The organism is Moraxella haemolytica, from assembly GCF_030177935.1.
In the GTDB taxonomy this organism is placed as follows: Bacteria; Pseudomonadota; Gammaproteobacteria; order Pseudomonadales; family Moraxellaceae; genus Moraxella; species Moraxella haemolytica.
Genome location: NZ_CP089974.1, coordinates 1,030,448 through 1,054,459, shown reverse-complemented (window position 1 = coordinate 1,054,459; position 24,012 = coordinate 1,030,448). Strand labels below are relative to the sequence as shown.

At 41.8% G+C, this 24,012-nt stretch carries 20 protein-coding genes; 13 read left to right on the top strand and 7 right to left on the bottom strand.

All coding sequences use genetic code 11. The features are described 5' to 3' along the window. Nucleotides 1–40: 40 nt before the first annotated feature. A complete protein-coding gene (locus LU276_RS04930) occupies nucleotides 41–481 on the bottom strand; it encodes a thioesterase family protein (RefSeq protein ID WP_284674524.1) in 441 nt (146 codons plus the stop codon). 136 nt (nucleotides 482–617) lie between these two features. On the opposite strand from LU276_RS04930, the gene xthA reads away from it, so the two are divergent. The 3 genes from xthA to LU276_RS04915 all read left to right on the top strand — a co-directional run bounded on the left by xthA (nucleotide 618) and on the right by LU276_RS04915 (nucleotide 2,932). Continuing rightward, nucleotides 618–1,433: an exodeoxyribonuclease III gene (xthA, locus tag LU276_RS04925; RefSeq protein WP_284674523.1), complete on the top strand. Its 816-nt coding sequence runs from the start codon at nucleotides 618–620 to the stop codon at nucleotides 1,431–1,433. Nucleotides 1,434–1,494: 61 nt separating this feature from the next. Further along, complete coding sequence (gene argJ / locus LU276_RS04920) at nucleotides 1,495–2,712, top strand: bifunctional glutamate N-acetyltransferase/amino-acid acetyltransferase ArgJ (protein ID WP_284674522.1); 1,218 nt, start codon at nucleotides 1,495–1,497, stop codon at nucleotides 2,710–2,712. A gap of 31 nt (nucleotides 2,713–2,743) precedes the next feature. Next, a complete protein-coding gene (locus LU276_RS04915) occupies nucleotides 2,744–2,932 on the top strand; it encodes an NF038104 family lipoprotein (protein ID WP_284674521.1) in 189 nt (62 codons plus the stop codon). Between the two features lie 197 nt (nucleotides 2,933–3,129). On the opposite strand, the gene LU276_RS04910 is transcribed toward LU276_RS04915, so the two are convergent. Further along, a complete protein-coding gene (locus LU276_RS04910) occupies nucleotides 3,130–4,542 on the bottom strand; it encodes an L-serine ammonia-lyase (protein ID WP_284674520.1) in 1,413 nt (470 codons plus the stop codon). A 342-nt stretch (nucleotides 4,543–4,884) separates the two neighbouring features. Between LU276_RS04910 and LU276_RS04905 the strand changes: the two genes are divergently transcribed. The 7 genes from LU276_RS04905 (at nucleotide 4,885) to yghU (ending at nucleotide 13,057) form a co-directional block, all read left to right on the top strand. Continuing rightward, nucleotides 4,885–5,079: a (2Fe-2S)-binding protein gene (locus LU276_RS04905; RefSeq protein WP_284674519.1), complete on the top strand. Its 195-nt coding sequence runs from the start codon at nucleotides 4,885–4,887 to the stop codon at nucleotides 5,077–5,079. Between the two features lie 537 nt (nucleotides 5,080–5,616). After that, nucleotides 5,617–6,111 (top strand): bacterioferritin, encoded by a 495-nt coding sequence (gene bfr, locus LU276_RS04900; RefSeq protein ID WP_284674586.1) that lies wholly within the window; start codon nucleotides 5,617–5,619, stop codon nucleotides 6,109–6,111. 52 nt (nucleotides 6,112–6,163) lie between these two features. After that, nucleotides 6,164–6,637: a bacterioferritin gene (gene bfr / locus LU276_RS04895; RefSeq protein ID WP_284674518.1), complete on the top strand. Its 474-nt coding sequence runs from the start codon at nucleotides 6,164–6,166 to the stop codon at nucleotides 6,635–6,637. A gap of 312 nt (nucleotides 6,638–6,949) precedes the next feature. Further along, on the top strand, nucleotides 6,950–9,775 hold the full coding sequence (gene aceE, locus LU276_RS04890) for a pyruvate dehydrogenase (acetyl-transferring), homodimeric type (protein WP_284674517.1): 2,826 nt from the start codon (nucleotides 6,950–6,952) through the stop codon (nucleotides 9,773–9,775). Between the two features lie 10 nt (nucleotides 9,776–9,785). Next, nucleotides 9,786–11,432: a 2-oxo acid dehydrogenase subunit E2 gene (locus tag LU276_RS04885; RefSeq protein WP_284674516.1), complete on the top strand. Its 1,647-nt coding sequence runs from the start codon at nucleotides 9,786–9,788 to the stop codon at nucleotides 11,430–11,432. A 184-nt stretch (nucleotides 11,433–11,616) separates the two neighbouring features. After that, nucleotides 11,617–12,096 carry a hypothetical protein gene (locus tag LU276_RS04880; protein ID WP_284674515.1) on the top strand — a complete coding sequence of 160 codons (480 nt, stop codon included), beginning with the start codon at nucleotides 11,617–11,619 and terminating at the stop codon, nucleotides 12,094–12,096. Nucleotides 12,097–12,253: 157 nt separating this feature from the next. Beyond that, complete coding sequence (gene yghU, locus LU276_RS04875; protein ID WP_284674514.1) at nucleotides 12,254–13,057, top strand: glutathione-dependent disulfide-bond oxidoreductase; 804 nt, start codon at nucleotides 12,254–12,256, stop codon at nucleotides 13,055–13,057. 86 nt (nucleotides 13,058–13,143) lie between these two features. Here yghU and LU276_RS04870 read toward each other — a convergent pair whose 3' ends face one another. Next, nucleotides 13,144–13,899, bottom strand: a complete 756-nt coding sequence (locus tag LU276_RS04870; protein ID WP_284674513.1) for a MipA/OmpV family protein — start codon at nucleotides 13,897–13,899, stop codon at nucleotides 13,144–13,146. Between the two features lie 953 nt (nucleotides 13,900–14,852). On the opposite strand from LU276_RS04870, the gene LU276_RS04865 reads away from it, so the two are divergent. Next, nucleotides 14,853–16,037 carry an NRAMP family divalent metal transporter gene (locus tag LU276_RS04865; protein WP_418001289.1) on the top strand — a complete coding sequence of 395 codons (1,185 nt, stop codon included), beginning with the start codon at nucleotides 14,853–14,855 and terminating at the stop codon, nucleotides 16,035–16,037. A 103-nt stretch (nucleotides 16,038–16,140) separates the two neighbouring features. Here LU276_RS04865 and LU276_RS04860 read toward each other — a convergent pair whose 3' ends face one another. Continuing rightward, nucleotides 16,141–17,313, bottom strand: coding sequence for a trypsin-like peptidase domain-containing protein (locus tag LU276_RS04860; RefSeq protein WP_284674511.1), 1,173 nt, complete (start codon nucleotides 17,311–17,313; stop codon nucleotides 16,141–16,143). A 247-nt stretch (nucleotides 17,314–17,560) separates the two neighbouring features. Between LU276_RS04860 and LU276_RS04855 the strand changes: the two genes are divergently transcribed. Then, nucleotides 17,561–18,319: a Nif3-like dinuclear metal center hexameric protein gene (locus LU276_RS04855; RefSeq protein ID WP_284674510.1), complete on the top strand. Its 759-nt coding sequence runs from the start codon at nucleotides 17,561–17,563 to the stop codon at nucleotides 18,317–18,319. Between the two features lie 58 nt (nucleotides 18,320–18,377). On the opposite strand, the gene LU276_RS04850 is transcribed toward LU276_RS04855, so the two are convergent. From LU276_RS04850 to LU276_RS04840, 3 genes are all read right to left on the bottom strand, one after another. Beyond that, complete coding sequence (locus LU276_RS04850) at nucleotides 18,378–21,191, bottom strand: LysM peptidoglycan-binding domain-containing protein (RefSeq protein ID WP_284674509.1); 2,814 nt, start codon at nucleotides 21,189–21,191, stop codon at nucleotides 18,378–18,380. A 206-nt stretch (nucleotides 21,192–21,397) separates the two neighbouring features. After that, entirely contained in the window at nucleotides 21,398–21,967 is a 570-nt protein-coding gene (locus tag LU276_RS04845; protein ID WP_284674508.1) for a hypothetical protein, read from the bottom strand. 123 nt (nucleotides 21,968–22,090) lie between these two features. Then, on the bottom strand, nucleotides 22,091–23,284 hold the full coding sequence (locus LU276_RS04840; RefSeq protein ID WP_418001280.1) for a CNNM domain-containing protein: 1,194 nt from the start codon (nucleotides 23,282–23,284) through the stop codon (nucleotides 22,091–22,093). Between the two features lie 368 nt (nucleotides 23,285–23,652). Here LU276_RS04840 and yajC point away from each other — a divergent pair, with 368 nt between their 5' ends. Beyond that, nucleotides 23,653–23,985 (top strand): preprotein translocase subunit YajC, encoded by a 333-nt coding sequence (gene yajC / locus LU276_RS04835; RefSeq protein ID WP_284674506.1) that lies wholly within the window; start codon nucleotides 23,653–23,655, stop codon nucleotides 23,983–23,985. The last annotated feature ends 27 nt before the right edge of the window (nucleotides 23,986–24,012 follow it).

Below are 24,012 nucleotides of genomic sequence, written 5' to 3'. Positions count from 1 at the left end.
CTCCTTTTTCTAGGCGATAACAAATGAGTTGGTGGTGCTGTTAAAAGGTGCGAGGCAGTCGACAGGGGCGAATGCCATCATCGCTATTGATAACGCAAGCTAAGGTAATCACGCCAGTACTTGCAACCTTACCGCTTTTAAAATCATCATACGAGCGATAAATATGTTGGGTTAGAATAAGACTGGCGGACTTTTTTGTCATCTTTTGCACGGTAACAATCAGCACATCATCAACAAAGAGTGGTAATTTATAGGTCAAATCGGCACGAGCGACCACAAAGTGAATTTTTCCATCATGGCTGTCTGTACCACCTGCCACACCATCAGCATCAAAAAAATAACCATGAAACCCAAGCGAGCTTAGCCAATCTCTGCGACAATTTTCAAAAAAGGTCAGGTGATTGGCATGATAGACGATGCCACCTGCGTCTGTGTGATTGATATAGACTTTATAAGTATGATGAAAAATAGGGCTATTCATGGTGTATCCTGATGGTGGGTGAGTTATCTAAATTGGCATTATGCTACGCCCAATTTAGCAAAGTCATGCAAAATTTGCAAAATTTTTATCAAAAGTTTGTTACAATAGCATCATTTTTATAGATAGAGATTGAGACATGACAACTTTTGTGAGCTTTAATATCAATGGGCTGCGTGCCAGACCGCATCAACTTGTTGCTGTGCGTGATATGTTGGGAGCGGACATCATTGGATTACAAGAAACCAAAGTGCATGATGAGGCATTTCCGCTGATTGATGTTAAGAGCTTGGGCTATCATGTGGAGTTTTTTGGACAAAAAGCCCATTATGGTGTGGCGATTTTATCAAAATCTAAACCGATTTTTGTGCAAAAGGGCTTCCCTTTTGCCGATGCTGATGCCCAAAGGCGTTTGATTCATGCCAGATTTGAAGTAGGTGGGCGTCAGATTGATGTGATTAATGGCTATTTTCCACAAGGCGAAAACCGAGATCATGAGATTAAATTTCCCATGAAGCGTGCTTTTTATGCGGATTTAAATACTTATATTGATGAACTAAAAGGTCAAGGGCGAGAGCTGATTATCATGGGGGATATGAACATCTCACCGCATGATTGTGATGTTGGTATTGGTGAACAAAATGCTAAACGCTGGTTAAAAAATGGCACTTGTTCATTTTTGCCAGAAGAAAGAGAGTGGTATGATGCTTTAATGAGTCGTGATTTGCACGACACTTATCGCAAGTTTAAGCCTGATAGTGCTGATGAATTTAGCTGGTTTGATTACCGTTCAAAGGGTTTTGAGGATACACCAAAACGAGGATTACGCATCGACCATATTTTGTGTACGGATCAACTCATCGCCGACTGTGTGGATGCAGGGATTAGCTATGATATTCGTGGATTGGAGAAGCCGTCTGACCATGCACCAATTTGGGCGAGATTTGCATTGTAATCGTTTGTGTGTTTATCACAACCCAAATAATCAGTGAATTTTAGATAAATAAAGAGGTCTTATGCCTGTAGGTGATGTAAACTTAGTGCCTTTATTGCCCATCAATGGGGTGAGAATTGGTATTGCAGAGGCGGCGGTGCGTTATGAAAATCGCCGTGATTTAAGCATATTTGAGATTAGCGACAAAGCAAATGTGGCGGTGGTTACCACCCAAAACGCCTTTGCTGCCGCCCCTGTGCAAGTGGTTCGGTCGCATATCTCCAAAACCATGCCTTGCTATCTTGTCATTAATACAGGAAATGCCAATGCTGCTACGGGTCAAGAAGGGATTGATAGGGCGGTGGCAGTCTGTCAGGCTTTGGCGAATAAAACCGGTGTGGATATGGTAGAGGTGTTGCCATATTCTACAGGGGTAATTGGCGAGCGATTGCCAAGCGAACGCATTATCGCTGGGCTTGATGCTGCGTTAGCAGACCTAAAAGCAGACAACTGGCTAAACGCTGCTTATGCCATCATGACCACTGATACCACGCCAAAGGGGCATAGCGTGCAGACGACTATTGACGGCACAACCTATACTGTTACTGGTATCAGTAAAGGGGCGGGTATGATTCGTCCAAATATGGCAACCATGCTTGGTTTTGTAGCAACGGATGCTAATATCAGCCGGCCACTCTTACAACGAATCCTAGCTACGCTCACCAATCAGACTTTTAACCGCATTACCGTTGATGGCGATACATCAACCAATGACTGCTGTACGCTCATTGCTACAGGAAAAGTGGGTACGCTTATTGATGATGAAAATCATGCCCACTATCAGGTAGTATTTGAGTTAATCAAAGAAGTCATGCTAAAAATTGCTCAGCTTATCGTACGAGATGGCGAAGGAGCGAGCAAGTTCATCACGGTAAAGGTGTCAGGTGGTCAAAGTCTTAATGATTGTACCAAAGTTGCTTATGCAGTGGCACATTCACCGCTTGTAAAGACGGCATTTTTTGCGTCTGATCCGAATTGGGGAAGGATTTTGGCGGCGGTTGGTTATGCGGGTGCATCTATTGATCAGGCTTGTGTTAATGTCTTGCTTGATGAAGTTGTCATCTGTCAGCGTGGCGGTCTGGTTGATGGCTATACAGAAAGCCTAGGTCAAGCGGTGATGAATCGCCCTGAAATTACCGTCAGTATTGATTTGGGGTATGATACAGCTTATGTTGATACGGTTTATACTTGCGATTTATCGCACGATTATGTCAGTATCAATGCTGATTATCGTAGCTAGCTGATTAGGGTTCTAAAAAGATAAGATAACCGTGAAAAAATTGATATTGATAATAACGCTTGGGTTGTCAGGCTTGGTGTTGCAAGCCTGTGTACATAAGGTTGTAACAACACCTGTGAAAATTGCTTATAAGACCACCAAAGGTGTGGTAAAAGGCACGGTGGCTGTGGTGCGGGCAGTTGTTCCAGATGATAATAAAAAAGAAAAAGAAAAGCACTGATGTGCGTTTATCCAAAAGACCGCATCTTTGTAAGAAGGTGCAAGGCTTTACGATCCATGATACTTAGCTTAATTAAGCCTGCTACTTTAATTGTTAAAAACTTGCTGTTTTAAGTATTTACTGCTCTAAGTATTTAATTAGCCAATAAAAAAGCATATCGCTCTTTTATTGGCTTGATTTTAGGGCTGATGGATATCTTAGCACTGACTAAAACCCACCATTACGCCAACGCTTGCGGTCGGAATGCGGTTGTCGGCATAGACCGCAAGACCACCACGAGCAGTTTCTTTGTATTTATCCATCATGTCTTTTCCTGTCTCTTTCATGGTTAAGATTGCCTTATCCAGTGAGACATGATGAGAACCATCGCCACGCAAGGCAAGGCGAGCAGCATTGATTGCTTTGACCGATGCCATCGCATTTCGCTCAATACAGGGGACCTGTACCAATCCTGCGATGGGATCGCAGGTTAATCCTAGGTTATGTTCAAGACCGATCTCGGCAGCATTTAGGCATTGAGCGACCGAACCGCCCATAACATGGGCAAGTCCTGCCGCCGCCATCGCACAGGCTGAACCTACCTCGCCTTGACAGCCAACTTCCGCACCTGAAATAGAAGCATTTTGTTTGATGAGTGCACCGATTGCTCCTGCTACCAACAAGAAATCTCGCACGCCTTGATAACTAAATTCAGGAATAAACCCACGATAATAATGCAAAACTGCAGGAATAATGCCTGCTGCACCATTAGTGGGGGCGGTTACCACTTTACCGCCTGCAGCATTCTCTTCATTGACCGCTAGGGCGTATAAATCCACCCAGTCCATTGCTAACAGTCCGCCATCAGTGGATTTGCCATATTCTTTGGATAGCTGATCATACAGAGCTTTAGCTCTTCTTTTGACATTTAGACCGCCTGGCAAGATACCGTCTTTTTTGCAGCCTTCTGTAACGCACGCCTGCATGACTTCCCAAATTTCATTTAGGTAGTTTTTGACTTCTTCTTCACTTCTAATGGCAGTTTCGTTGTGTTGCATCAGCTCTGCAATATTCCATGATTTTGCTTCGCAGATGGCAGATAATTCAGAAGCAAGCCTAAATGGGTAGGGGTATTGACATTCATCATCATGGACTGATTCTGCATTGATTTCCTTATCGTCCATCACAAAGCCGCCACCAATTGAGTAATAAGTCTGGCTAATGGATTCGCCTTCATCAAATAAGGCGGTTAAAGTCATGCCATTGGGGTGAAAAGGCAAGGTAACATCGTCATACCATACAACATCTCGACCATAATCAAAGGCAATCTGTTGTACGCCACCTAGCATCATCACGCCATCTTCCATGACAGGGCGTAGATAGCTTTCGGTTTTGGTGGTGTCAATGGTTCGTGGCTTATGCCCAAGCAAACCCAAGATTGTTGCTGTATCGGTAGCATGCCCTTTGCCTGTAGCAGATAGCGAACCATACAAATCCACTCGCACTTGCTTAACTTGATTGATGTGTTCGCCTAATAGTGATAAAAAACGACTTGCCGCTACCATTGGTCCAACCGTATGCGAACTGGACGGCCCAATACCAATTTTAAATAAATCAAAAACACTGATCATGACCACTCCTTAGATCTAATCATTTTTTTGCCATTATGCCACAAAATAACACAAAACAAAATGCCCATATTTGATACCAAATCAATCATAAAATTCAAACTTGTCAAATCTGAGTGTTTTGGTCGGATATTTGATTTTATCAATCGTTAAGGATATTATTATTTATTTTCTTTATCATATAAGAAAAATTCTCAAAAACTATTGCAAACAAGAATTATTCTTGCTATATTAGTATCCGAGTAATTGAGCGATTGCTTCAGCTAATATATCATCTCTGCTATCATGCAGTTGTGAAATCCAAGCAAGCAATAAACCGAGAGTTGCCACCTAGGGAGAATAATAATGTATGTATGTATCTGCCATGATGTCAAGGACACACAAATCAACACTGCCATGGTGCAAGGCATCACGACCGTGCAGGGACTACAAGATACTTTGCAGGTAGGCACTTGTTGTGGTTGTTGTATTCCTATGGTGCAAGATTTGGTTGATGAGCATCTTGCCAATTTGCCTGCGATTGATGTGATGGCAGGCTAATGTTACAAATAACACCGAACCTAAAAATTAAATCTTTACCATTAAATTATTACCGTATTGTTTCTATGAATAAAGAAAGCGGTGGGTGGTTTAGCTTGGTGGGCATTGGTTAAAATAGCTAATGAATAATCATTCTTGAATAAAATGACCGCAATCATGATGAAATGATAACAACTTGCTTTTGTGAGTTGTTATTTTTTTATTTTTATCAATAAAATCAATATGTTATAAAATATTTTTTAAAATGATTATCTTTTGACTTTGATTGTGTTAGTAGGCTTATGTCTTGGTAAATTTGAGAGGCATTCGCAGATTGCACTTCGTTATCAGTTCATTAGTGATACAAATTTTGACATGATTTTTGTGGTGATTATGTTAATATAAGACGATAGTATCAATGCAGTAAGCTAAGCGGTGAGCGAGATTAAGTTGGTTAAGCATTATCCAAACCCATTGTAGTTCGTTCATTTTTCCGTTTATCATATTCATTAACCATGCTGTATGAAATCATGTTTTGTTTAATTAAAGGAGCTTATGATGAAGTCGTCTCAAAAAGTTATTGATTATTTAAATTTCTTATTGGCAGGTGAGCTGGGTGCAAGAGATCAGTATTTTATCCATTCGCAAATGTATGCTGAATGGGAACTTGGCAAGTTACATGACCGTATTTATCACGAAATGGAAGATGAGACCTTGCATGCTCGCTTGCTCATCAATCGCATCATTATGCTGGGTGGCACACCAAATATGCAAGTAGGTGAGATTAATATTGGTGCTGATGTGCCAGCCATGCTAAAAAGTGATTTAGACCTAGAATATGCTGTACAAGAGCATCTAAAAGAGGGTATCGCCATTTGTGAGGCAGAGCGTGATTATGTTACTCGTGATATGTTGGTCGGACAGCTAAAAGACACCGAAGAAGACCATGCTCATTGGCTAGAAAAACAGCTTCGTTTGATTGACTTGATGGGGCTACAAAACTACCTACAAAGTCAAACCGCCGAACCAAACATGGCAACAGTAACTCACTAATGATAGACTATCTTTACTCATAAAGATAAAATCATACAATTAAGGATAAGTCATGAAAGGTGATAAAGAGGTTATCCGTGCATTAAATTCGGTATTGAATCAGTCGTTAATTGCCATCAACCAATATTTTTTGCATGCTCGTATCGTTAAAAATTGGGGCATCAATGAATTAAACGATGTATTTTACCATCAGTCAATTCGTGAAATGAAATGGTCTGATGAACTCATTGAGCGTATCTTGTTGCTTGAGGGTCTACCAAATCTGCAGGAGCTGGGCAAATTGCTTATCGGCGAAGATGTTCAAGAAATCCTAAACTGTGATTTGCGTCTAGAGAAACGCAAGCATGATGTATTGCTTAACGCCATTGACATTTGCACGCAAAAACGGGACTTTGTTTCTCGTGAACTACTCATCACGCTAAAAGATGCTAATGAAGAGTATGAGGACTACCTAGAGACTCAATTAGAAAAAATTGAAGACATTGGTATCCAAAACTACATTCAAATGCAAGCCGGCGAAGCGTAAATTTAACCACAAAAAGACCGATGAGCATCACGCTGATCGGTCTTAGTTTTTTATTGTATAAATAATTATAATTCTTATTTTTATAAAATTTTTATGTTATAATAAATTGATTTTCAATCAGTATTTTTTTAAAAAATACTGATAATTTTTACATTTTCTAAAAGCGATAAACTTTTTTTTAAAAAGCCTTTATAATATTAAACCATCAAAAAAGTGCAAAACAATCTCAAATATCTCTGTAGAACACAACAAAGAGAATGAGGTGGTGCACCAATTCACTGCCAATTTGGCGAAACTTCCTAAGGAATCATCATGACGACTTACTATAAAGATTCTGACCATGTCGAAACCCAAGAATGGCTTGACGCATTTGCTTCAGTCATTAAAAATGCCGACAAAGAGCGTGCTCAATTTTTGCTAAAAGCCTTGTATAACATGGCGGTGCAAGAAGGTCTACCGTTTAACCGCCTAGATACCGCCTACATCAACACCATTCCTGTAGAAGATGAACCAACCTATCCAGGTGATTTGCACATGGAGCGTAAGTTGCGTGCCCTTGTGCGTTATAATGCTTTGGCGATGGTGATGCGTGCCAACCAAAATGACGATGAGTTAGGTGGGCATTTGGCGACTTTTGCGTCATCAGCAACCTTGTATGAAACAGGTTTTAACCATTTTTGGCGTGCCCCAGATGAGAACTTTGGCGGTGATATGATTTATTATCAAGGTCATGGTGCACCAGGTATGTACGCTCGTTCATTCTTAGAAGGTCGTTTGACCGAAGAGCAGTTAACCAATTTTCGCCGTGAAGTGGGTGGTAAGGGTCTATCAAGTTATCCGCATCCTTACCTAATGCCTGATTATTGGCAGTTTCCAACCGTATCAATGGGTCTAGGTCCATTGACTTCAATTTATCAAGCACATATCCAAAAATACCTAACCAACCGCAAGCTCATTAAAGACGAAAACCGCAAAATTTGGGCGTTTCTAGGCGATGGTGAAACGGACGAACCAGAAAGCTTGGGTGCTATTAGCATGGCAGGTCGTGAAAAGCTTGACAACCTTATTTGGGTGATTAACTGCAACTTGCAACGACTTGATGGTCCTGTGCGTGGCAATGGCAAAATCATTCAAGAACTAGAATCTGTCTTCCGTGGTGCCGGCTGGCGAGTAATTAAAGTAATCTGGGGCGACCATTGGGATAGTCTGCTTGCCAAAGACCATACAGGCGCTTTAAAACACCGCATGGAAGAGGTCGTAGATGGTGAATATCAGCTATATACTGCTCGTGATGGTGCTTTTGTGCGTAAAGAATTCTTTGGCAAGTATCCAGAACTTGCAGAGATGGTCAAAGACCTTTCCGATGAAGAATTGATGCACCTAAACCGTGGTGGTCATGATCCAAAGAAAGTCTATGCTGCCTATGCTGAAGCAATGAAAACCAAAGGTCAGCCTACCGTTATTTTGGTAAAAACCGTTAAAGGCTATGGTCTATCAAGTCAAATTCAAGCGGTGAACAAAGCACATCAGCTAAAAAAACTTGATGAAACAGGTCTAAAATATTTCCGAGATCGTTTTGACTTGCCATTTAGTGATGAAGACCTACAAACACTACCATTTTATCGCCCATCAGAAGACTCGGCAGAATACAAATACTTAATGGGTCGCCGTCAGGCATTGGGTGGACATCTACCTGCTCGTCGTAGCGGTCATATTCCACTACAAATTCCCGAGCTGTCTATCTTTGACCAAGTATTACAAGGCTCAAAAGGTAAAGAGCAATCAACCACGATGGTGTTCGTGCGTCTATTATCAGCTCTATTAAAAGACAAAGCACTAAATAAATATGTCGTACCAATTGTGCCAGATGAGGCGCGCACCTTTGGTCTGGAGGGTATGTTCCGTCAGTTGGGCATCTACTCTGCTGCAGGTCAAAATTATACTGCAGAAGACGCCGAAGCTTTGATGGGCTATAAAGAAGCCAAAGATGGACATATGCTAGAAGAGGGGATTAACGAAGCAGGGGCAATGAGTGCGTGGCTTGCCTTGGCAACCAGTTATTCAACCAATGCCTTACCGATGATTCCAATGTATATCTACTACTCAATGTTTGGATTCCAGCGTATCGGTGATTTGGCATGGCTTGCTGGTGATATGCAGTCGCAAGGTTTCTTGTTCGGAGCGACAGCAGGTCGCACCACGCTAAACGGTGAGGGCTTGCAACATCAAGATGGCCATAGTCATATCTTATTTGGCACTGTACCAAACTGTGTAACCTACGATCCATGCTTTGGTTATGAGTTGGCGGTCATCATGCACGATGGTTTAAGACGCATGTATGGTGAGGGTGAGCGTGTGTACTACTACATTACCTTGATGAATGAGAACTACCAACATCACGCCATGCCAGAGGGTGTTGAAGAAGGCATCAAGCGTGGTATGTATCTTCTAGAAGACAACGGTTCAAGCCAAGTGCAGTTGTTAGGCTCAGGTGTTATTTTGCGTGAAGTTCAAAAAGCTGCTCGCATTTTAAATGACGATTTTGGTATCAAAGCGAATGTCTGGAGTGTAACTAGCTTCAACGAGCTGACTCGTGATGGTATGGCGTGTGATGATTATAACCGCCTACACCCAACCGAAGAGGTTAAGACACCTTGGATAACCAAACAGCTTGCACCGCACAAAGGTATCGTGGTTGCAGCGACAGATTATATGCGTAACTATTCAGAACAGATTCGTGGTTGGTTACCTGATAGCCGTCCATACACCACGCTAGGTACTGATGGCTTTGGTCGCTCAGACAGTCGTGAACAGTTGCGTAATTTCTTCCATGTGAATGCTGAACATATTGTTGTGGCAACATTGAAAAAATTGGCAGATGAAGGTGAGATTGATGTGCGTTTGGTTCTAGATGCCATCAACAGCCTTGAGATTGATGTGGATCAAGCACCAGCTTGGCAGCCACAACCACATTATGATTATTTCCCAGATGCTCCTGCGGTATCGGTCAATCAAAATCCAACACCAGTGCCTGACTTTGTTGAGGATTCTGACGAGGTCATCAGTAACGAAGGTCGTATCAAGAATCAAGCTGATGCACCAATCCTAAATGACAACCAAGTTGTAGAGCCAAAATAAGGAGACGAACATGGAAATTAAAGCCCCTGATTTGGGTGTAGAGAGTGCTGAAGTCGCCGAGATTTTGGTAAATATCGGTGATGTGATCAGCGAAAATGACAACATTATCCTAGTTGAATCGGATAAAGCGTCGGTAGAAATACCGTCGCCTGTCTCAGGAAAAGTTACTGCTATTGCCATCAATGTGGGAGATAGCGTAAGCGAAGGTAGTATTCTGTTAACTGTTGAGGCAACAGATACAGCGGACAATACACCTGTTCAAGCAGAAGAGCAGTCAGTTCAGCAAGACAATCAACCGCAAGCCACCACAGTTGTTGAGCATTCACAGCCTACCAAAAGCGAAGTGGCTAGCAGCCAAACCTATAACCTACCTGATTTGGGTGTAGAGAGTGCCGAAGTCGCTGAGATTTTAGTGGCTGTTGGCGATATTGTTGATGAGAATCAGCCATTACTACTGGTTGAGTCGGATAAAGCATCGGTTGAGGTGCCTGCCCCTGTTTCTGGCATGATTGAGTCTATTTTGGTTAATGCAGGCGATAGCGTATCAAACGGTCAGTCCTTTGTGGTCATCAAGTCAGCTGCAGCTACTACAACCGTTGCGACAGAGCAGGCACAGCCGGCCCAAACGCAACAACCAAAGGCAGATACACCAAAATCAGAAACCAATGCCACTGTTGCACCATCAGCACCTACCACCAAGTTATCTGAAGTACAAGTGAATGAAAAAGCACGCAATGCACACGCAGGGCCTGCTGTGCGTAAGTTGGCTCGTGAATTGGGTGTGGATATTAGTGCGGTTACAGGCACAGCGGCTCATGGTCGCATTCTAAAAGAAGACTTGTTTGGCTATGTGAAGTCAGTCATGACAGGAGCAAAAGCCACATCGGTGGCAAATGGCACACCTGCCAAAGCTACTGGCATTAGCTTACCGCCATTGCCTGATATGTCCAATAAAGAGATTTGGGGTGAGATTGAGACAGTGAATTTGACCCGTCTACAAAAAGTCTCGATTCCACAACTGAATCTAAACACGCTATTACCACAGGTAACGCAGTTTGATTTGGCGGATATCACCGATACCGAAAACTTGCGTAATGAACTAAAAGCAGAGTTTAAAGCACAGGGTGTGGGTTTGACCATCTTAGCCTTTATTGTTAAGGCGGTGGCATATGCTCTAACACAGCATCCAAAATTTAATAGCCATGTATCAGATGACAACACGCAGATGATTATCCGAAAATCTGTACACATGGGGATTGCGGTGGCAACTGACGATGGTTTGATTGTCCCTGTCATTCGTGATGCTCAATCCAAAGGCATTAAGCAGTTGGCGATTGAAATTGGTGAGCTTGCCAAAAAAGCACGAGATAAGAAACTTAGTGCTAAGGACTTACAAGGTGCGTCATTTACCATCTCATCTCAAGGTAATATGGGTGGCACTTACTTTACGCCGTTAGTTAATCACCCACAAGTAGCAATCTTGGGTATTTCAGAGTCAACCTTCCAACCTCGTTGGAATGGTAAAGAATTCGAGCCGCGCTTGATGTTGCCATTGTCGCTGTCTTACGACCATCGCACCATCAATGGTGCTGATGCTGCCGTATTTACTCGCTATATCGCCAAACTGCTTGCTGACCCACGCAAGATTTTGCTATAAAGGCAAAGATAAATTAACTGGCGATACAAATAAAAGGGCGGTGTCATACTGCCTTTTTATTTGTATCGACGATTGTAAAATAGGTATGACTTGGCTATACTTAATTTAATTAAAAAAGAGCGAACAAAGAAATCCAATCATCTTGTCTTGCACTCTTTTAAAAAGAATAAATAAGGAGTATCTAATGCTAAAAATACTATTATGTAGCCTGTCTGTGCTGCTGGCAACGCTTAGCCACGCCCAGTCATCTATCCGTGATGATTTGGTGGGTGACTGGCTGTGTGAAGCAAAAATGCAAAACATTCATGCGAAAAATATAATTCGCTATCATCAAGATGGATGGGCTCATGAACTGATAGAGTATATTGATAAGTCCTTACCTCCATACCAATCTTTTCTTAATATAACAAGCATTACTTATGATTGGCATGTTCAAGATGATAAGCTGTATATGACCAATCAAAAAATCAATGAAGATTATACTTATCATTTTATTGGCGACAGTTTGGTAAAACTGAGCGATCAAGCAACTGCCGACATCAAAGCAGAAGTCGAGCAGTTGATGGAAGTTAATAATCAGCATTCGGTTGAATTTGATGGTAAAGATAGGCACCGCTATATTTTTGAAGATGGTTTTTTTGGTGAATGCCGTCGCTTAACATAAAAACAGATGAAATCATAAAGTGATTGGCATGGTGATGGTTGGTATAGCCATTGTCTTTATTTTGAATGTATAAAGTAATGGCATAATTGCCCATCAATCAGCATGGACTTAACCCATAAAGTTTATTAAGAAAATTACCCCAAAAGAGAGATTTTTTATGACAACATACACACCGCCAGCAGTCTGGGATTTTAATGCCATCAATATGGGCGGTAAATTTGGTGGCACTAACCGCCCAACTGCAGGAGCTCGCCATGAATATATCCTGCCAAAAGGCGATAAACCATATCAACTATATAGTCTAAATACGCCCAATGGTGTTAAGGTAAACATCATCTTAGAGGAGCTAAAAGCGTTAGGTCTTTTAGATTTTGATGCCTATAAGATTGATATCGTGGCAGGCGATCAGTTTGGTACGGATTTTGTGTCAATCAATCCCAATTCTAAGATACCTGCCTTGATTGATAGATCAGGTGATGAGCCTGTGAATATTTTTGAAAGCGGGGCGATTTTATTGCACCTTGCCCAAAAATATAATAAATTCTTGCCAACCGATACCGCCAAGCATGCCGAAGTGTTGTCGTGGCTCATGTGGCAGATGGGTTCTGCACCGTTTGTAGGTGGTGGTTTTGGTCATTTTTATGCTTATGCACCAGAACCTGTAGAATATGCCATCAATCGTTACACGATGGAAACCAAACGACAGCTTGATGTTCTAAATCAGCATTTGGCAAGTCGTGAGTATGTGGCTAGCGATGAATATACGGTGGCGGATATGGCAATTTATCCTTGGTATGGTTGGCTTGTACTGGGTAAATTGTATATTGGTGAGCATTATAATGCTGCTCGGTTCTTGAATGTTGATGAATATCCACATGTGCAAAAATGGGCAAATAATATTGCCAATAAAGAGACAGTAAAAAAAGCAGAGAGTCTGGTATTACAACCCTTAACCAAGTAATCATAATGCCAGTACTGATTAAACCACAAAAAACCGCTCAAATACTGAGCGGTTACTGTATGGCATAACCAGATACCCATCATTGTTTAAAATCGATAGCTAACGCCCAATCTTGTGGTACTGGTGATTTTGTCGTCGGTCATTGGACTATTTTTTTGGGCGGATGCAAGCCATTCTATGCGTTGATTGGCAAATAAGGTAATATTGTCTTTCATTTCATAGTTGATCATCGCTGAGGCAAAAGGGGCAAAGCCACTATTAGGTTGATAAGCATCTATGCCTGTGCGATTACTTTCAGCTGAGGATACGCCATAGTAGTAGCTATTGTAGTTCTTATCATACCAATTAACACCAACGGTGGGGTAAATAGTGAATTTATCGTGCTCAAAACGACTAATATGCGACAATGTAATGACAGTGCCATCATGATGCGATAGGGCGTCTGTAGCAACTTTTGCCTTAAAACCGCCAATGGGGCTTACATACATATAGCTTATCAATGCTTGTGCCGATGCTTTTCGTTTATCCAAGCCCTGTAGTGTGCCTTTAGAGTTTTTGGGATTAAAACTCGGTCCATCATATGCCAAGCCAATGCGAGCATGGTGCTTGTTGTCTTTATAAGGGTAAAATCCAGCTTCACCACCTTCAATATACCATCGGTTGTTGTCATAAAAACCATGTGGACTGACGACCAAAATATTGTCTGCTTGATAAGCGTTTTTGCCATAGGCAACATTCAAACCAAGACTAAGGCGAGCGTCGGGATTGACTGGTAGGCTTTGGGCGTGAGTGATGAATGGCAAGGTAGATGCCATGAGCAAGGATAAATAAACAAATTTCATAAAATCACCGATAAGATACCAAATCAGATAAAGCATACATCTATTATAAAATAAAATTTGCGTGAATGGTTGTGCTAATTTGTAATTTTGAGAAAATTTTATCGTCAATATTGGAATCTGGTTAAGTATGATGGCATGATGCCCAGCAATTCCAAAAAACTCCGGTTTGGTTAGTTATACTTCGCATAATGTATATTATGTTAAATAAAATATTTTTCACCTATCTTCTCAAACAGACCTGTCATTGCCAAAGCATATTCTATCAAAAAATTAAAAATTCTTGACAGATAGTATTTTTGTGTTATTATTAATCTCATGCAATATAGCATTTCTAGGGTTCGTGTGGGCAGCTAAAACATTACAAGCTAAGCAAGTGTTTTATGTAATCTTCTTTCTTTTAGGCTCACTGGTCAGGACTGGTCTTAGCAACATAAAGCTAATTCATATGCGTAAGTGTATGAATTATAAAAAACCCAAGTTTTTAAACTTGGGTTTTTTGTTTATTTACTGCTTTTTGTTCTGACGAAAATCCCAAGGCACTACAAATTTTGGATTGTTCCACAAGCTCTTGTTTTCTTTGATGGCTTCAAATTACATTAAATAACTTTTATTAATTGCTTTTTTATGTGTTGAAATATCTGATACTCAAATGTCAAGGTATGCGTTTACTTAGATATCTAATCCAAACCAACCCTTCTTTTATTTGCCATAATATTGGAAAATCTGCCCAGTTATTCTAAAAATTCCAAGATTGGTCAGCTTTTATTGCTAATTTTGTAAAAATTGAGTAATAAAATATGGTTTTTGTAGCATTTTTGTTTTAGTATATAACAATTTTATTTACACTATCATTTTTGATATTGAATTGGATTAAGGAGAGTTTTGTGAGCAATCTATCACAAATCAGCACCGACAGAAAATTATCTTGGCGGGCATTTGGCCCAGGCATCTTGATGGCATCTGCAGCCATTGGGGCTTCGCATTTAATTTCATCAACTCAAGCAGGTGCTTTGTACGGCTGGCAGCTTGCAATCATAATCATCTTGGCAAACTTTTTTAAGTACCCTTTTTATCGTTTTGCCACCGAGTATGCGTACAATACGGGCAATAGCCTAGTGGTTGGTTACGCAAAAAAATCTCGGTTATACCTATTGGTTTTCTTTGTGATGAATACCATCTCAAGTGTCATCACCACAGGTGCGGTTTCCTTGTTATGTGCGGTAATTTTGGGGTATATATTGCCTTTTGAGACGAATACTTTGGTGTTGTCAGCTATTGTGATGTCATCATCATGGGTATTGCTGATAGGTGGTCGTTACAAGGTGTTGGATAATTTGACAAAATGGATTATGGCAGCCTTGACCATTGCTACGGTTGTTGCGGTGATCATTGCAGCAAGCAAGGCATCGGTGGTCGCACCTGATTTTATTGAGCCATCGCCTTGGAATCTATCAGCTTTGGGTTTTGTTGTTGCACTGATGGGCTTTATGCCTGCCCCACTTGAATTTTCAGTAATCACCTCGGTTTGGACTGCCAAAAAGATTAGCACGGATAACACGAGTCGTTATCAGGGCATGGTAGACCTTAATGTGGGTTATTTAACTTCAGTGGTGCTGGCATTATTTTTCTTGGCGTTGGGCGTCTTTGTACAGTATGGCTCAGGTCAAGAGATTGCCGTGCAAGGTGGTGCTTATGTTGGTCAGCTCATCAGCATGTATACAATGACCATTGGCGACTGGTCAAAATTACTGGTAACTTTCATTGCTTTTTTATGTATGTTTGGTACGGTCATCACTTCGGCTGATGGTTATGGACGCACCAATGCTGAGAGCTTATCACTCATCATGAAAGGCACTACTGAACTTACCGAAAAATATGTCAAAATATGGACAACTTTTGCATTAGTGATGGGTTATGCCATTATTGCATTTTTCTTAGGTCAAATGGCAGCTTTATTGAAATTTGCCATGATTGTTGCATTTATTGCCGCACCGATTTATGCTTATCTTAATTATTCTTTGATTAAAAATCAGCCAACCACTTCTGCTGGTATGAAATGGTTTGCGATTAGTGGTATTATCTTTTTGACTGGATTTAGCATCTTGTTTTTGTTGCAGTTTTTCAAAGTGATTGGTTAGCGGTTTTATCTAACAAAAACGATGATATTTTGTATAATACACATTGATAAATCCAATAAAAACAGCCTGCATTATTGACAGGCTGTTTTTATTGGTTAGTAAGCTACTGCTGGATACTTGGTCGTTCGCCAAGCGTAATGCTAATCTTGAGCGACTTGCCATCTCGTAAAATCTGAGCGTCAAGTTTGGTATTTGGGGTGTGCTTAGCGACAATTCCTGTTAGGGTGTTGATGTCATTGGTTGGTATGCCATCAAGATCGGTAATGATATCCCCTACTCTAAGTCCTGCTCGGTGAGCAGGCGTATCTTCCCATACTTGTGAGACGATGACGCCTTGGGCGGATTCTAAGCTGAGGGGGCTATGATTAGATTGGGCAATTCCAACGCCCAACCAACCACGACTGACCTTACCGTCTTTAATGAGTGCGTTCATCACTCGTTCAACGATGGTGTTTGGAATGGCAAAACCAATACCCATTGAGCCACCTGAGCGTGAATAGATGGCGGTGTTGATACCAATCAATGCACCGCCTGCATCCACCAATGCACCACCAGAATTACCAGGGTTGATGGCAGCATCTGTTTGAATAAAGTCCTCGAAAACACTCACGCCAAGCCCTGCACGCCCAAGTGCTGAGACGATACCCTGTGTTACTGTTTGACCGACACCAAAGGGGTTGCCGATGGCAAGTGCTACATCGCCAACACTGACAGGCGTACTGCGAAATGCCAATGGCTCTAACCCATCAAGATTTACTTTAATGACCGCCAAATCGCTCTCTTCATCACTGCCGATGACCTTGGCGTGTGTTTTTCTGCCATCGTTAAGTGCGACAATGATTTCATCTGCCTTACTAATGACATGGGCATTGGTAACGATGTAGCCATCTTTTGAGACAATGACGCCAGAGCCTAGATTTGAACCCTGCTGTTGCATCTGATTGCCGTAGTACCGCTCAAAAAACTCACGAAATGCAGGGTCGTTCATATAAGGGTGTTGGATGGTTTGGGTGGTATAAATATTCACCACCGATTTGGCGGCACGGTTGACCGCATTTTTATAAGAGATGACTGGTGTGGCGGTGCTGACTGATTGTTCAATGATGGGCGTTGGTGTGGCTGTATTTTTAATAGCAACTGCTTTGTCATCAACTTTGGCAAATAACCAAAAAACAAGTAAACAGCAAGCTAAAGCTACTGCAATCAGCCACGGCAAGACCACCCAAAAGCTTATACCTTGTTCGTATTTTTTAAAATGTTCTAAGGTTGGTTTCATGGGCTTTCCTATGGGTTATAACGAATTAGAAACTTTGGGCTAAGATTGGGGTTGGTGATACAAGATAAAATAATTTGCTAAAATTTTATAAAAAAATAATGGTTTTTTGTTAAAAATTTTGTTAAAAATTTTTGTTAAGATTTCGTGATTTTTGCGACTTATTTGCACATCAGATAAAAAGTCGTTACAATTAGCCGAAAAACTCATGGTTTCATCAATACATTTAACGAGAAAATGAAGGTGCTATATGGCGATTTCACCACAGGATTTGGCAACTTTTTGTGATAATTATCTACAAGTTTGCGAGTTTAACGACTACTGTCCCAATGGTTTGCAAGTTGATGCAGACACTCCCATCACCAAGATTATTACAGGCGTAACGGCTTGTCAGGCGTTAATTGATGCAGCTGCAAAGCAAGACGCACAGGCAATTTTAGTGCATCATGGCTATTTTTGGAAAGGAGAGCCTACCTCTCTAACTGGAATGAAAGGTCGGCGTGTGCGTACTTTGATGAAATCAGGCATATCGATGCTTGCGTATCATCTGCCATTAGACGCCCACCCTATCATTGGCAATAACGCCCTACTGGCACAAAATCTGGATTTGACCATTACCGGTGCTTTATACCCACATGAAAAACACCCTATAGGCAATATAGCAACTTGTTTGCCGATTATGCCAAGTGATTTTGCTGACAAGATTACTAAAAAACTAGGCAGAAAACCACTACATATTTCAAGCGGTAAGCATAGTTTATCAAAAATCGCCCTATGCTCAGGTGGTGCTCAAGATATGATTGAACAGGCAGCCAAAATGGGTTGTGATGCCTTTATCTCAGGGGAAATCTCAGAGCGAACCACACACAGTGCCAGAGAGCTTGGTTTGGATTATTTTGCTGCCGGTCATCATGCCACCGAAAAAGATGGCATTCGTGCGTTAGGCGAGCTTATTACCCAAGAGCTTGGTGTTGTGGTTGAGTTTATTGACATTGATAATCCCGCTTGATTTTTGTCATAAAAAAACACCCCAAAAGCATCGAGCTTTGGGGTGTTTTTCATTTGCTTTATTTATTTGGCACAATTAAGGTTTGCCCAATACGCAAATTGGTATTATTTTCAAGATTATTCATCTTGATCAGTTGCTCTATACTGATACTATAGCGGCGTGCCAAAGAAGTCAAGTTATCACCAGATTTCACCTTATAAGTGGTGGTTAGCTTTGGCACTTTGATGGTCTGACCACGGCGTAGCTGTGCATTGGCCGAAAGGTTATTTGCTTTGGCAAGCTCAGCAAGTGATATGTCGTATTTATTGGCAAGCACAGTTAGGTTATCGCCAGCTTGTACGGTGTAGTTTTCGGTAGGGAAGCTTGGTGTGCTTGAACGAACACTGCGTTCGGATTTGGATGGTTTTTGTGCATCGCCTGCTACAGGAATCGTGATGGTTGCACCCAAGATTAGATTTGATGTGCGAGTCATATTATTGGCAGCTGCTAGCTCATCAATGCTGATGCCGTGTTTTGATGCTACCGATGTCAAGCTATCGCCTGATTTGACGGTGTATTTGCTTGGGGTGGTTGACTTTTTATCAGTCGTTTTTGATGCGGCGACTGTCTTGGCAGGCACTTTGATGGTCTGACCTCTGATGAGATTAGCGGTCGGAGAAAAGTCATTTAAGGCGGCAATCTCTTGAGTGCTGACACCCAGACTGTTTGCTACGCCTGTTAGTGTATCTCCTGCCTTAACCGTATAATTCGTGGTGGCGGTATTGTTGGTCTTGGCATTGGTTTTGGTTGTTGCTACTTGAGATGAGCGTGTAGGTTCGGCGGTTGTATCCGCAGGTACTTTTAACACTTGACCAATAAGCACGCCATAAGTTGGCTCAAGATCATTCATCGCTGCCAGTTCATGCAAGCTGATGTTATGTCTGCGTGCAATAACGGTTAGGCTATCGCCTGCTTTTACACGATAGTTGGTCGTTTTGGTGTTAGTGGACTTCGTGGTTTCACCAGTCGGCTTTTGAGTACTTGCTTGGATAGGCTGTTCTTTGACTTTGCCAGGGACGAGCCAAAGTTTTTGACCACGCTGAACATAAGTGTTGGTTGGAATGTTATTATAGCTTGCCAATTGGCTGACACTTAAGTTGTGTGCGGCAGCGATGCCTGTCAGTGTGTCGCCTGATTTTACCGTATAGCTTTCAGGAGCGACTTTCGGCTTGGGCGGTGTTTGCGGTGTTTTTGGCTTAGGATTGGCAACAACTGGTTTAGGCGTACTCTTTGGCGGCGTTGGTTGTACAATCACAGGCGTGTTAACAGCAGGTGTTGGTGCATGATGAACGACAGGTGGTGGTACTGGTGTGGGGGCTGGCGGTGTACTCTTGGTAGTTGCAGGTGCAGAATAACTAAGCGTCTTGGTTTGTCCACGAGCTTCCAATACCGACTGGGCGGTTTGTATTGCATCTAACTTGATATTGCCATCATTAGGATTGACCGCCTGCACCATTTCTGGTGTGGCAGACTGAATCTGTGTGGCGATAAAATCACGCTCTTCTTGGGTTAACGCTGGCTCTTGGACGATGGTATTATTAGCGGTTACCTGAGCAATGGTGGTCGGTAGTGTGTTTGACTGCATTAGCTCTTTTTGTGAATTGGTGTTGGCAACCGCCCCTGATTTTGGTAAAACATATTGTGTGCTTTGGGCAGGTGCGGTAGCAACATAGTCGCCACCATCATGATAACTATAGCCTGTTAGGGCGGATAGCTTGGCATTGATGCTGTTGCTTAGACTGTCAGGAACAACAATGCGATTTGGGCCTGCACTATCCACCATCAAGCTGATCAATGCAGGGTTTAATAGACGCAGTTCATCAAAGCTAACACCTGTTACGCTAGCAACTTCCTGCAGACTTACCCCATAGTTGACAGGCACAGTTCTAAAATGCGAATGGTTGGCAATGGCAGGCAAACTCACTCCGTAGCTAGATGGCGATGCCACAATCTGTGATACAGCGATGAATCGTGGTACATAATTCATGGTTTCTTTGGGCAAGTTGAGTGACCAGTAGTCTGTCGGTAGCCCTGCCGCTTCGTTGGCTCTGATTGCACGAGATACCCTGCCTGGACCTGCATTATAGGCGGCTAATGCTAGCTCCCATGAGCCAAATTGATTATAAAGACTGGTCAAAAAATCATAGGCAGCACGAGTGGATTCAATAACATCACGGCGACCATCATAGCCTGATGTCTGGTTTAGACCATAGATACGCCCTGTACTAGGGATAAACTGCCACAGACCTGCTGCTGCTGCATTTGAAGTGGCTGATGGGTCATACGAACTTTCAATGATGGGTAGCAAAGCAAGTTCGGTGGGGATGCCTCGGCGTTCAGCTTCGGTTACAGTATGATATAGATAGCGTGAAGCACGGGCAGTCAGACGATTAAGATAACTTTGACGGCTATAGAACCATGATTTTTGTGCTTCAATGCGAGCATTATTCGTCTCGCCCATGCGATAGCCACGGCGTAGCCTATCCCATAAGTTGCCATAACGTTGAACAGTCAAAGCATCGCTTTCTACCATACTCATATCAGTGGCTTGAAGCAACTCTTCTAGCTCATCAAGCGTGCCCTCATCAAGCACGCCAGCATAACTCGATGGTTGGGCAACCGGTCTAGATGGTTGAGAGATTGGTTTGGATTGCTTGGTAACGATGGGTTTGCTAACGGATGCGGTACTAGGGGTAGGCGTGGTGTTGGTGGTGCTACACGCTGCCAACAAACAGGCAGATACCGCTAAGGTGAGTGGTTTTGGTAGTTGTGATTGCTTTGGGGTTTTTTGTGATAGGTTTGATGTTTTTTTTGACAAAGGCAGCTGCGTCATGTTAAAGACCTTTAAATATGAATATGAAAAAATTACAAAAAAGATGCTTAATGAAAGGGGTAATAATGCCTTATTTTTTCAGTATTATCAATCGCCATCCTAAAAAAATATCAAAAAACCGCCAATTTTTCTTATATAAAGCACAACTGACGGCAAATAGATAGCAAATAACCGCAAGTGTTGGTTGCTTAACGCTTTTGCCCATCTTAATTGATGGCAACTTGTGATACTGAGCGTAGCAATACCGCACTACCACCCACCGATGACAAAGTTACACGAGAAGTGGTTATCAACTTGACAGGCTTACCATCTTCTAGCCAAGTTTCGGTGGCGATGACTTGGGCACGAGCTTGGTTGCCTGAAACTATGATATCACTAATGGCAATATCATAATGATAATTAGTAGATTTTGCCCAGCTTGTTTGTAGTAATTGCAAGTAGTTATTTTTATCCAAATTGGCGGTTTTACCGTTTCTGGTTAAAGAAATAATTGCTTCATTGGACACCAAGCGAGCAACTTGTCCGATGTTTTTGCTATTGGCAGCGTTACTCATGGCACTGGCATATGCCTGCACGGACGATTCACTGATGGCGTGGGCAGGCGATGAAATAAGTGTTGTCGCCCCTAAAGCCGTGATGAGACCAATACTCATTGATGGCAACAATCGCTTGCCTGACATTTTACCCAGTGTACCAATGATGGTAGCCAAAGCACCAATATACACTCCTTTTTTGAGTAGCGTTTTTGTGCGGTCTTTGTGTTGTGTTGTATTCATAACAAGCCCTTGTTTTAGGTGTATTGTAGCTACAATAGCAGATGTGCTTTAACTGATGATGGCTGATTGTAACGAATTGTTGCAATTATTGGGTATTCATGTACCGTAAATTCTATCAAATATTTATTTGGTATCTTCTGGCACATCTGTGTTTTCAAGCTTTGCTCCGATATGGCTCATGCGTCTTTCCATAAGCTGTCTAGCTAAAATCTGCATGTCATCAACACGGTCAAATTCATCAACAATCTCAAGCCCTAATAAGGTCTCAAGTACATCTTCTAAACTGACCAATCCTTTAACTTCACCAAACTCACCTACCGCCAAAGCAATGTGTACTCGTTCTTTGAGCATCAAATCAAGCAGGTCAAACAGCTTCATCTTAGCAAAAACAAAGTTAATGTCTCGGCGAAATTTTTTGATGGGTGTATGTATCTCTTGATTAGCCTTAGCAATCAGTAGGTCTGATTTTAGGACAAAGCCTGTGGCACTATCCAAATCTTCATCAAAAATTGGAAAGCGTGAGAATGGTAACTTTGGGTGGTTGGCAAAAACATCGCCGACAGTCATGCTCTCATCAAACGCCATCGTTACCGAGCGTGGTGTTACAATATCTTCAACATTTATCATGCTCAGTGCCAATGAGTTTTTGATGATGCGTGTCTCAAGCTCACTTATCTCACCCAAACTTTCACCTTGATTGGCAAGAGCGATGAATTCATGACGGCTAAAAGTATTTTCAGTATTGCCACGAGTGAGTAAACGAGAGATTTTTTCTGCCACCCAGACAATTGGCATTAAAATAATATTGATAAAACGCACATAATATGCCACAGGCACAGCAAAGCGTCGCCAGTAAGTTGTGCCTAGTGTTTTTGGGATAATCTCCGTACCAAGCAAAATAGCAATCGTCATGACTGCACTAAATACGCCAAACCACATATCGCCAAAAACGATGGTTGCCTGAGCACCTGCACCAAGCGAGCCTAATGTGTGAGCAACAGTGTTTAAAGTTAAAATAGATGAAATGGATTTTTCAATATTGTTAACTTTGACATCCGCCAAGAGATTGGCGATCTTGGGATTGGTCTCTTGTAGTGTATCAATATAGGACGGCGTCATCGTCAGTAGCGTGGCTTCTGAAATAGAACACAAAAAAGAAGCAACCAAAGACAAGGAAATAAAAAAGATGAGTAACGCAATATTGGCAGATGTTACTGGCGTGGCTTGACTGGCGATTGCTTGGCTAGTAAAGAATAAAGTGCTAAGCAATAAAGGCAATACAAAAAAAGAAGTCAAGCTTAATCGGTGTCGGGGCATAAAAATTTGTTCTAAAAAAATAAACCAATATATTAAGGCAAATCCATCATAACTGCAAGTCTTAAGCCAAATTTCTATTTTTCATGGATGATTATCATCTAAATTGATGCGATGCGTGCTTGCCCATTTAAGAATAACGATACACAACGCACTTGTGTATCGTTTGTCTCGCCCTACTTTGTCGCCACTACCTACTTTTTTAGCTTTTTTGTGCTCTTGTCGCCAATGGTAACCACTAAGGTGAACAAAACATGGCAAAATAGAGTGTTTTAGATGAATTGCATAGCGTTATGTAGTGATTTTATGGTATGATATGCGTTATTTTTTGTCTTTGTCTGACCAATTTTCATTCATAGTAAGGAGTTTATATGTTAGATTTTTTCATCGCTAGTGCTCACGCTACTGCAGCAGCCCCTGCCCAACCAAACGCTTTTTTGCAAATTTTACCCATGATTGCAATTTTTGCGATTTTTTATTTTTTGGTTCTTCGCCCACAATCAAAGCAAAGAAAACAGCATCGTGCGATGGTTGATGCTTTGGCAGTCGGCAATGAAGTGGTATTTGCTGGCGGTCTGATGGGTAAAGTTACCAAGATTGAAGGCGATTATGCTGTTGTTGCCCTAAATCCAACCAACTCAATCAAAATTCAGCGTGCCAGCGTAATCAGTGTATTGCCTGCGGGTACGATTGACAACATTTAATTAAAAATGACAAAACTTGCGTTGGCA

Coding starts and splice junctions, on each gene's coding strand:
- aceE (WP_284674517.1), top strand. CDS start 6,950: ATGACGACTTACTATAAAGATTCTGACCATGTCGAAACCCAAGAATGG.
- argJ (WP_284674522.1), top strand. CDS start 1,495: ATGCCTGTAGGTGATGTAAACTTAGTGCCTTTATTGCCCATCAATGGG.
- LU276_RS04855 (WP_284674510.1), top strand. CDS start 17,561: ATGGCGATTTCACCACAGGATTTGGCAACTTTTTGTGATAATTATCTA.
- bfr (WP_284674518.1), top strand. CDS start 6,164: ATGAAAGGTGATAAAGAGGTTATCCGTGCATTAAATTCGGTATTGAAT.
- bfr (WP_284674586.1), top strand. CDS start 5,617: ATGAAGTCGTCTCAAAAAGTTATTGATTATTTAAATTTCTTATTGGCA.
- LU276_RS04865 (WP_418001289.1), top strand. CDS start 14,853: ATGGCATCTGCAGCCATTGGGGCTTCGCATTTAATTTCATCAACTCAA.
- LU276_RS04870 (WP_284674513.1), bottom strand. CDS start 13,899: ATGAAATTTGTTTATTTATCCTTGCTCATGGCATCTACCTTGCCATTC.
- LU276_RS04860 (WP_284674511.1), bottom strand. CDS start 17,313: ATGAAACCAACCTTAGAACATTTTAAAAAATACGAACAAGGTATAAGC.
- LU276_RS04905 (WP_284674519.1), top strand. CDS start 4,885: ATGTATGTATGTATCTGCCATGATGTCAAGGACACACAAATCAACACT.
- LU276_RS04910 (WP_284674520.1), bottom strand. CDS start 4,542: ATGATCAGTGTTTTTGATTTATTTAAAATTGGTATTGGGCCGTCCAGT.
- LU276_RS04880 (WP_284674515.1), top strand. CDS start 11,617: ATGCTAAAAATACTATTATGTAGCCTGTCTGTGCTGCTGGCAACGCTT.
- LU276_RS04885 (WP_284674516.1), top strand. CDS start 9,786: ATGGAAATTAAAGCCCCTGATTTGGGTGTAGAGAGTGCTGAAGTCGCC.
- yajC (WP_284674506.1), top strand. CDS start 23,653: ATGTTAGATTTTTTCATCGCTAGTGCTCACGCTACTGCAGCAGCCCCT.
- LU276_RS04845 (WP_284674508.1), bottom strand. CDS start 21,967: ATGAATACAACACAACACAAAGACCGCACAAAAACGCTACTCAAAAAA.
- xthA (WP_284674523.1), top strand. CDS start 618: ATGACAACTTTTGTGAGCTTTAATATCAATGGGCTGCGTGCCAGACCG.
- yghU (WP_284674514.1), top strand. CDS start 12,254: ATGACAACATACACACCGCCAGCAGTCTGGGATTTTAATGCCATCAAT.
- LU276_RS04930 (WP_284674524.1), bottom strand. CDS start 481: ATGAATAGCCCTATTTTTCATCATACTTATAAAGTCTATATCAATCAC.
- LU276_RS04850 (WP_284674509.1), bottom strand. CDS start 21,191: ATGACGCAGCTGCCTTTGTCAAAAAAAACATCAAACCTATCACAAAAA.
- LU276_RS04840 (WP_418001280.1), bottom strand. CDS start 23,284: ATGCCCCGACACCGATTAAGCTTGACTTCTTTTTTTGTATTGCCTTTA.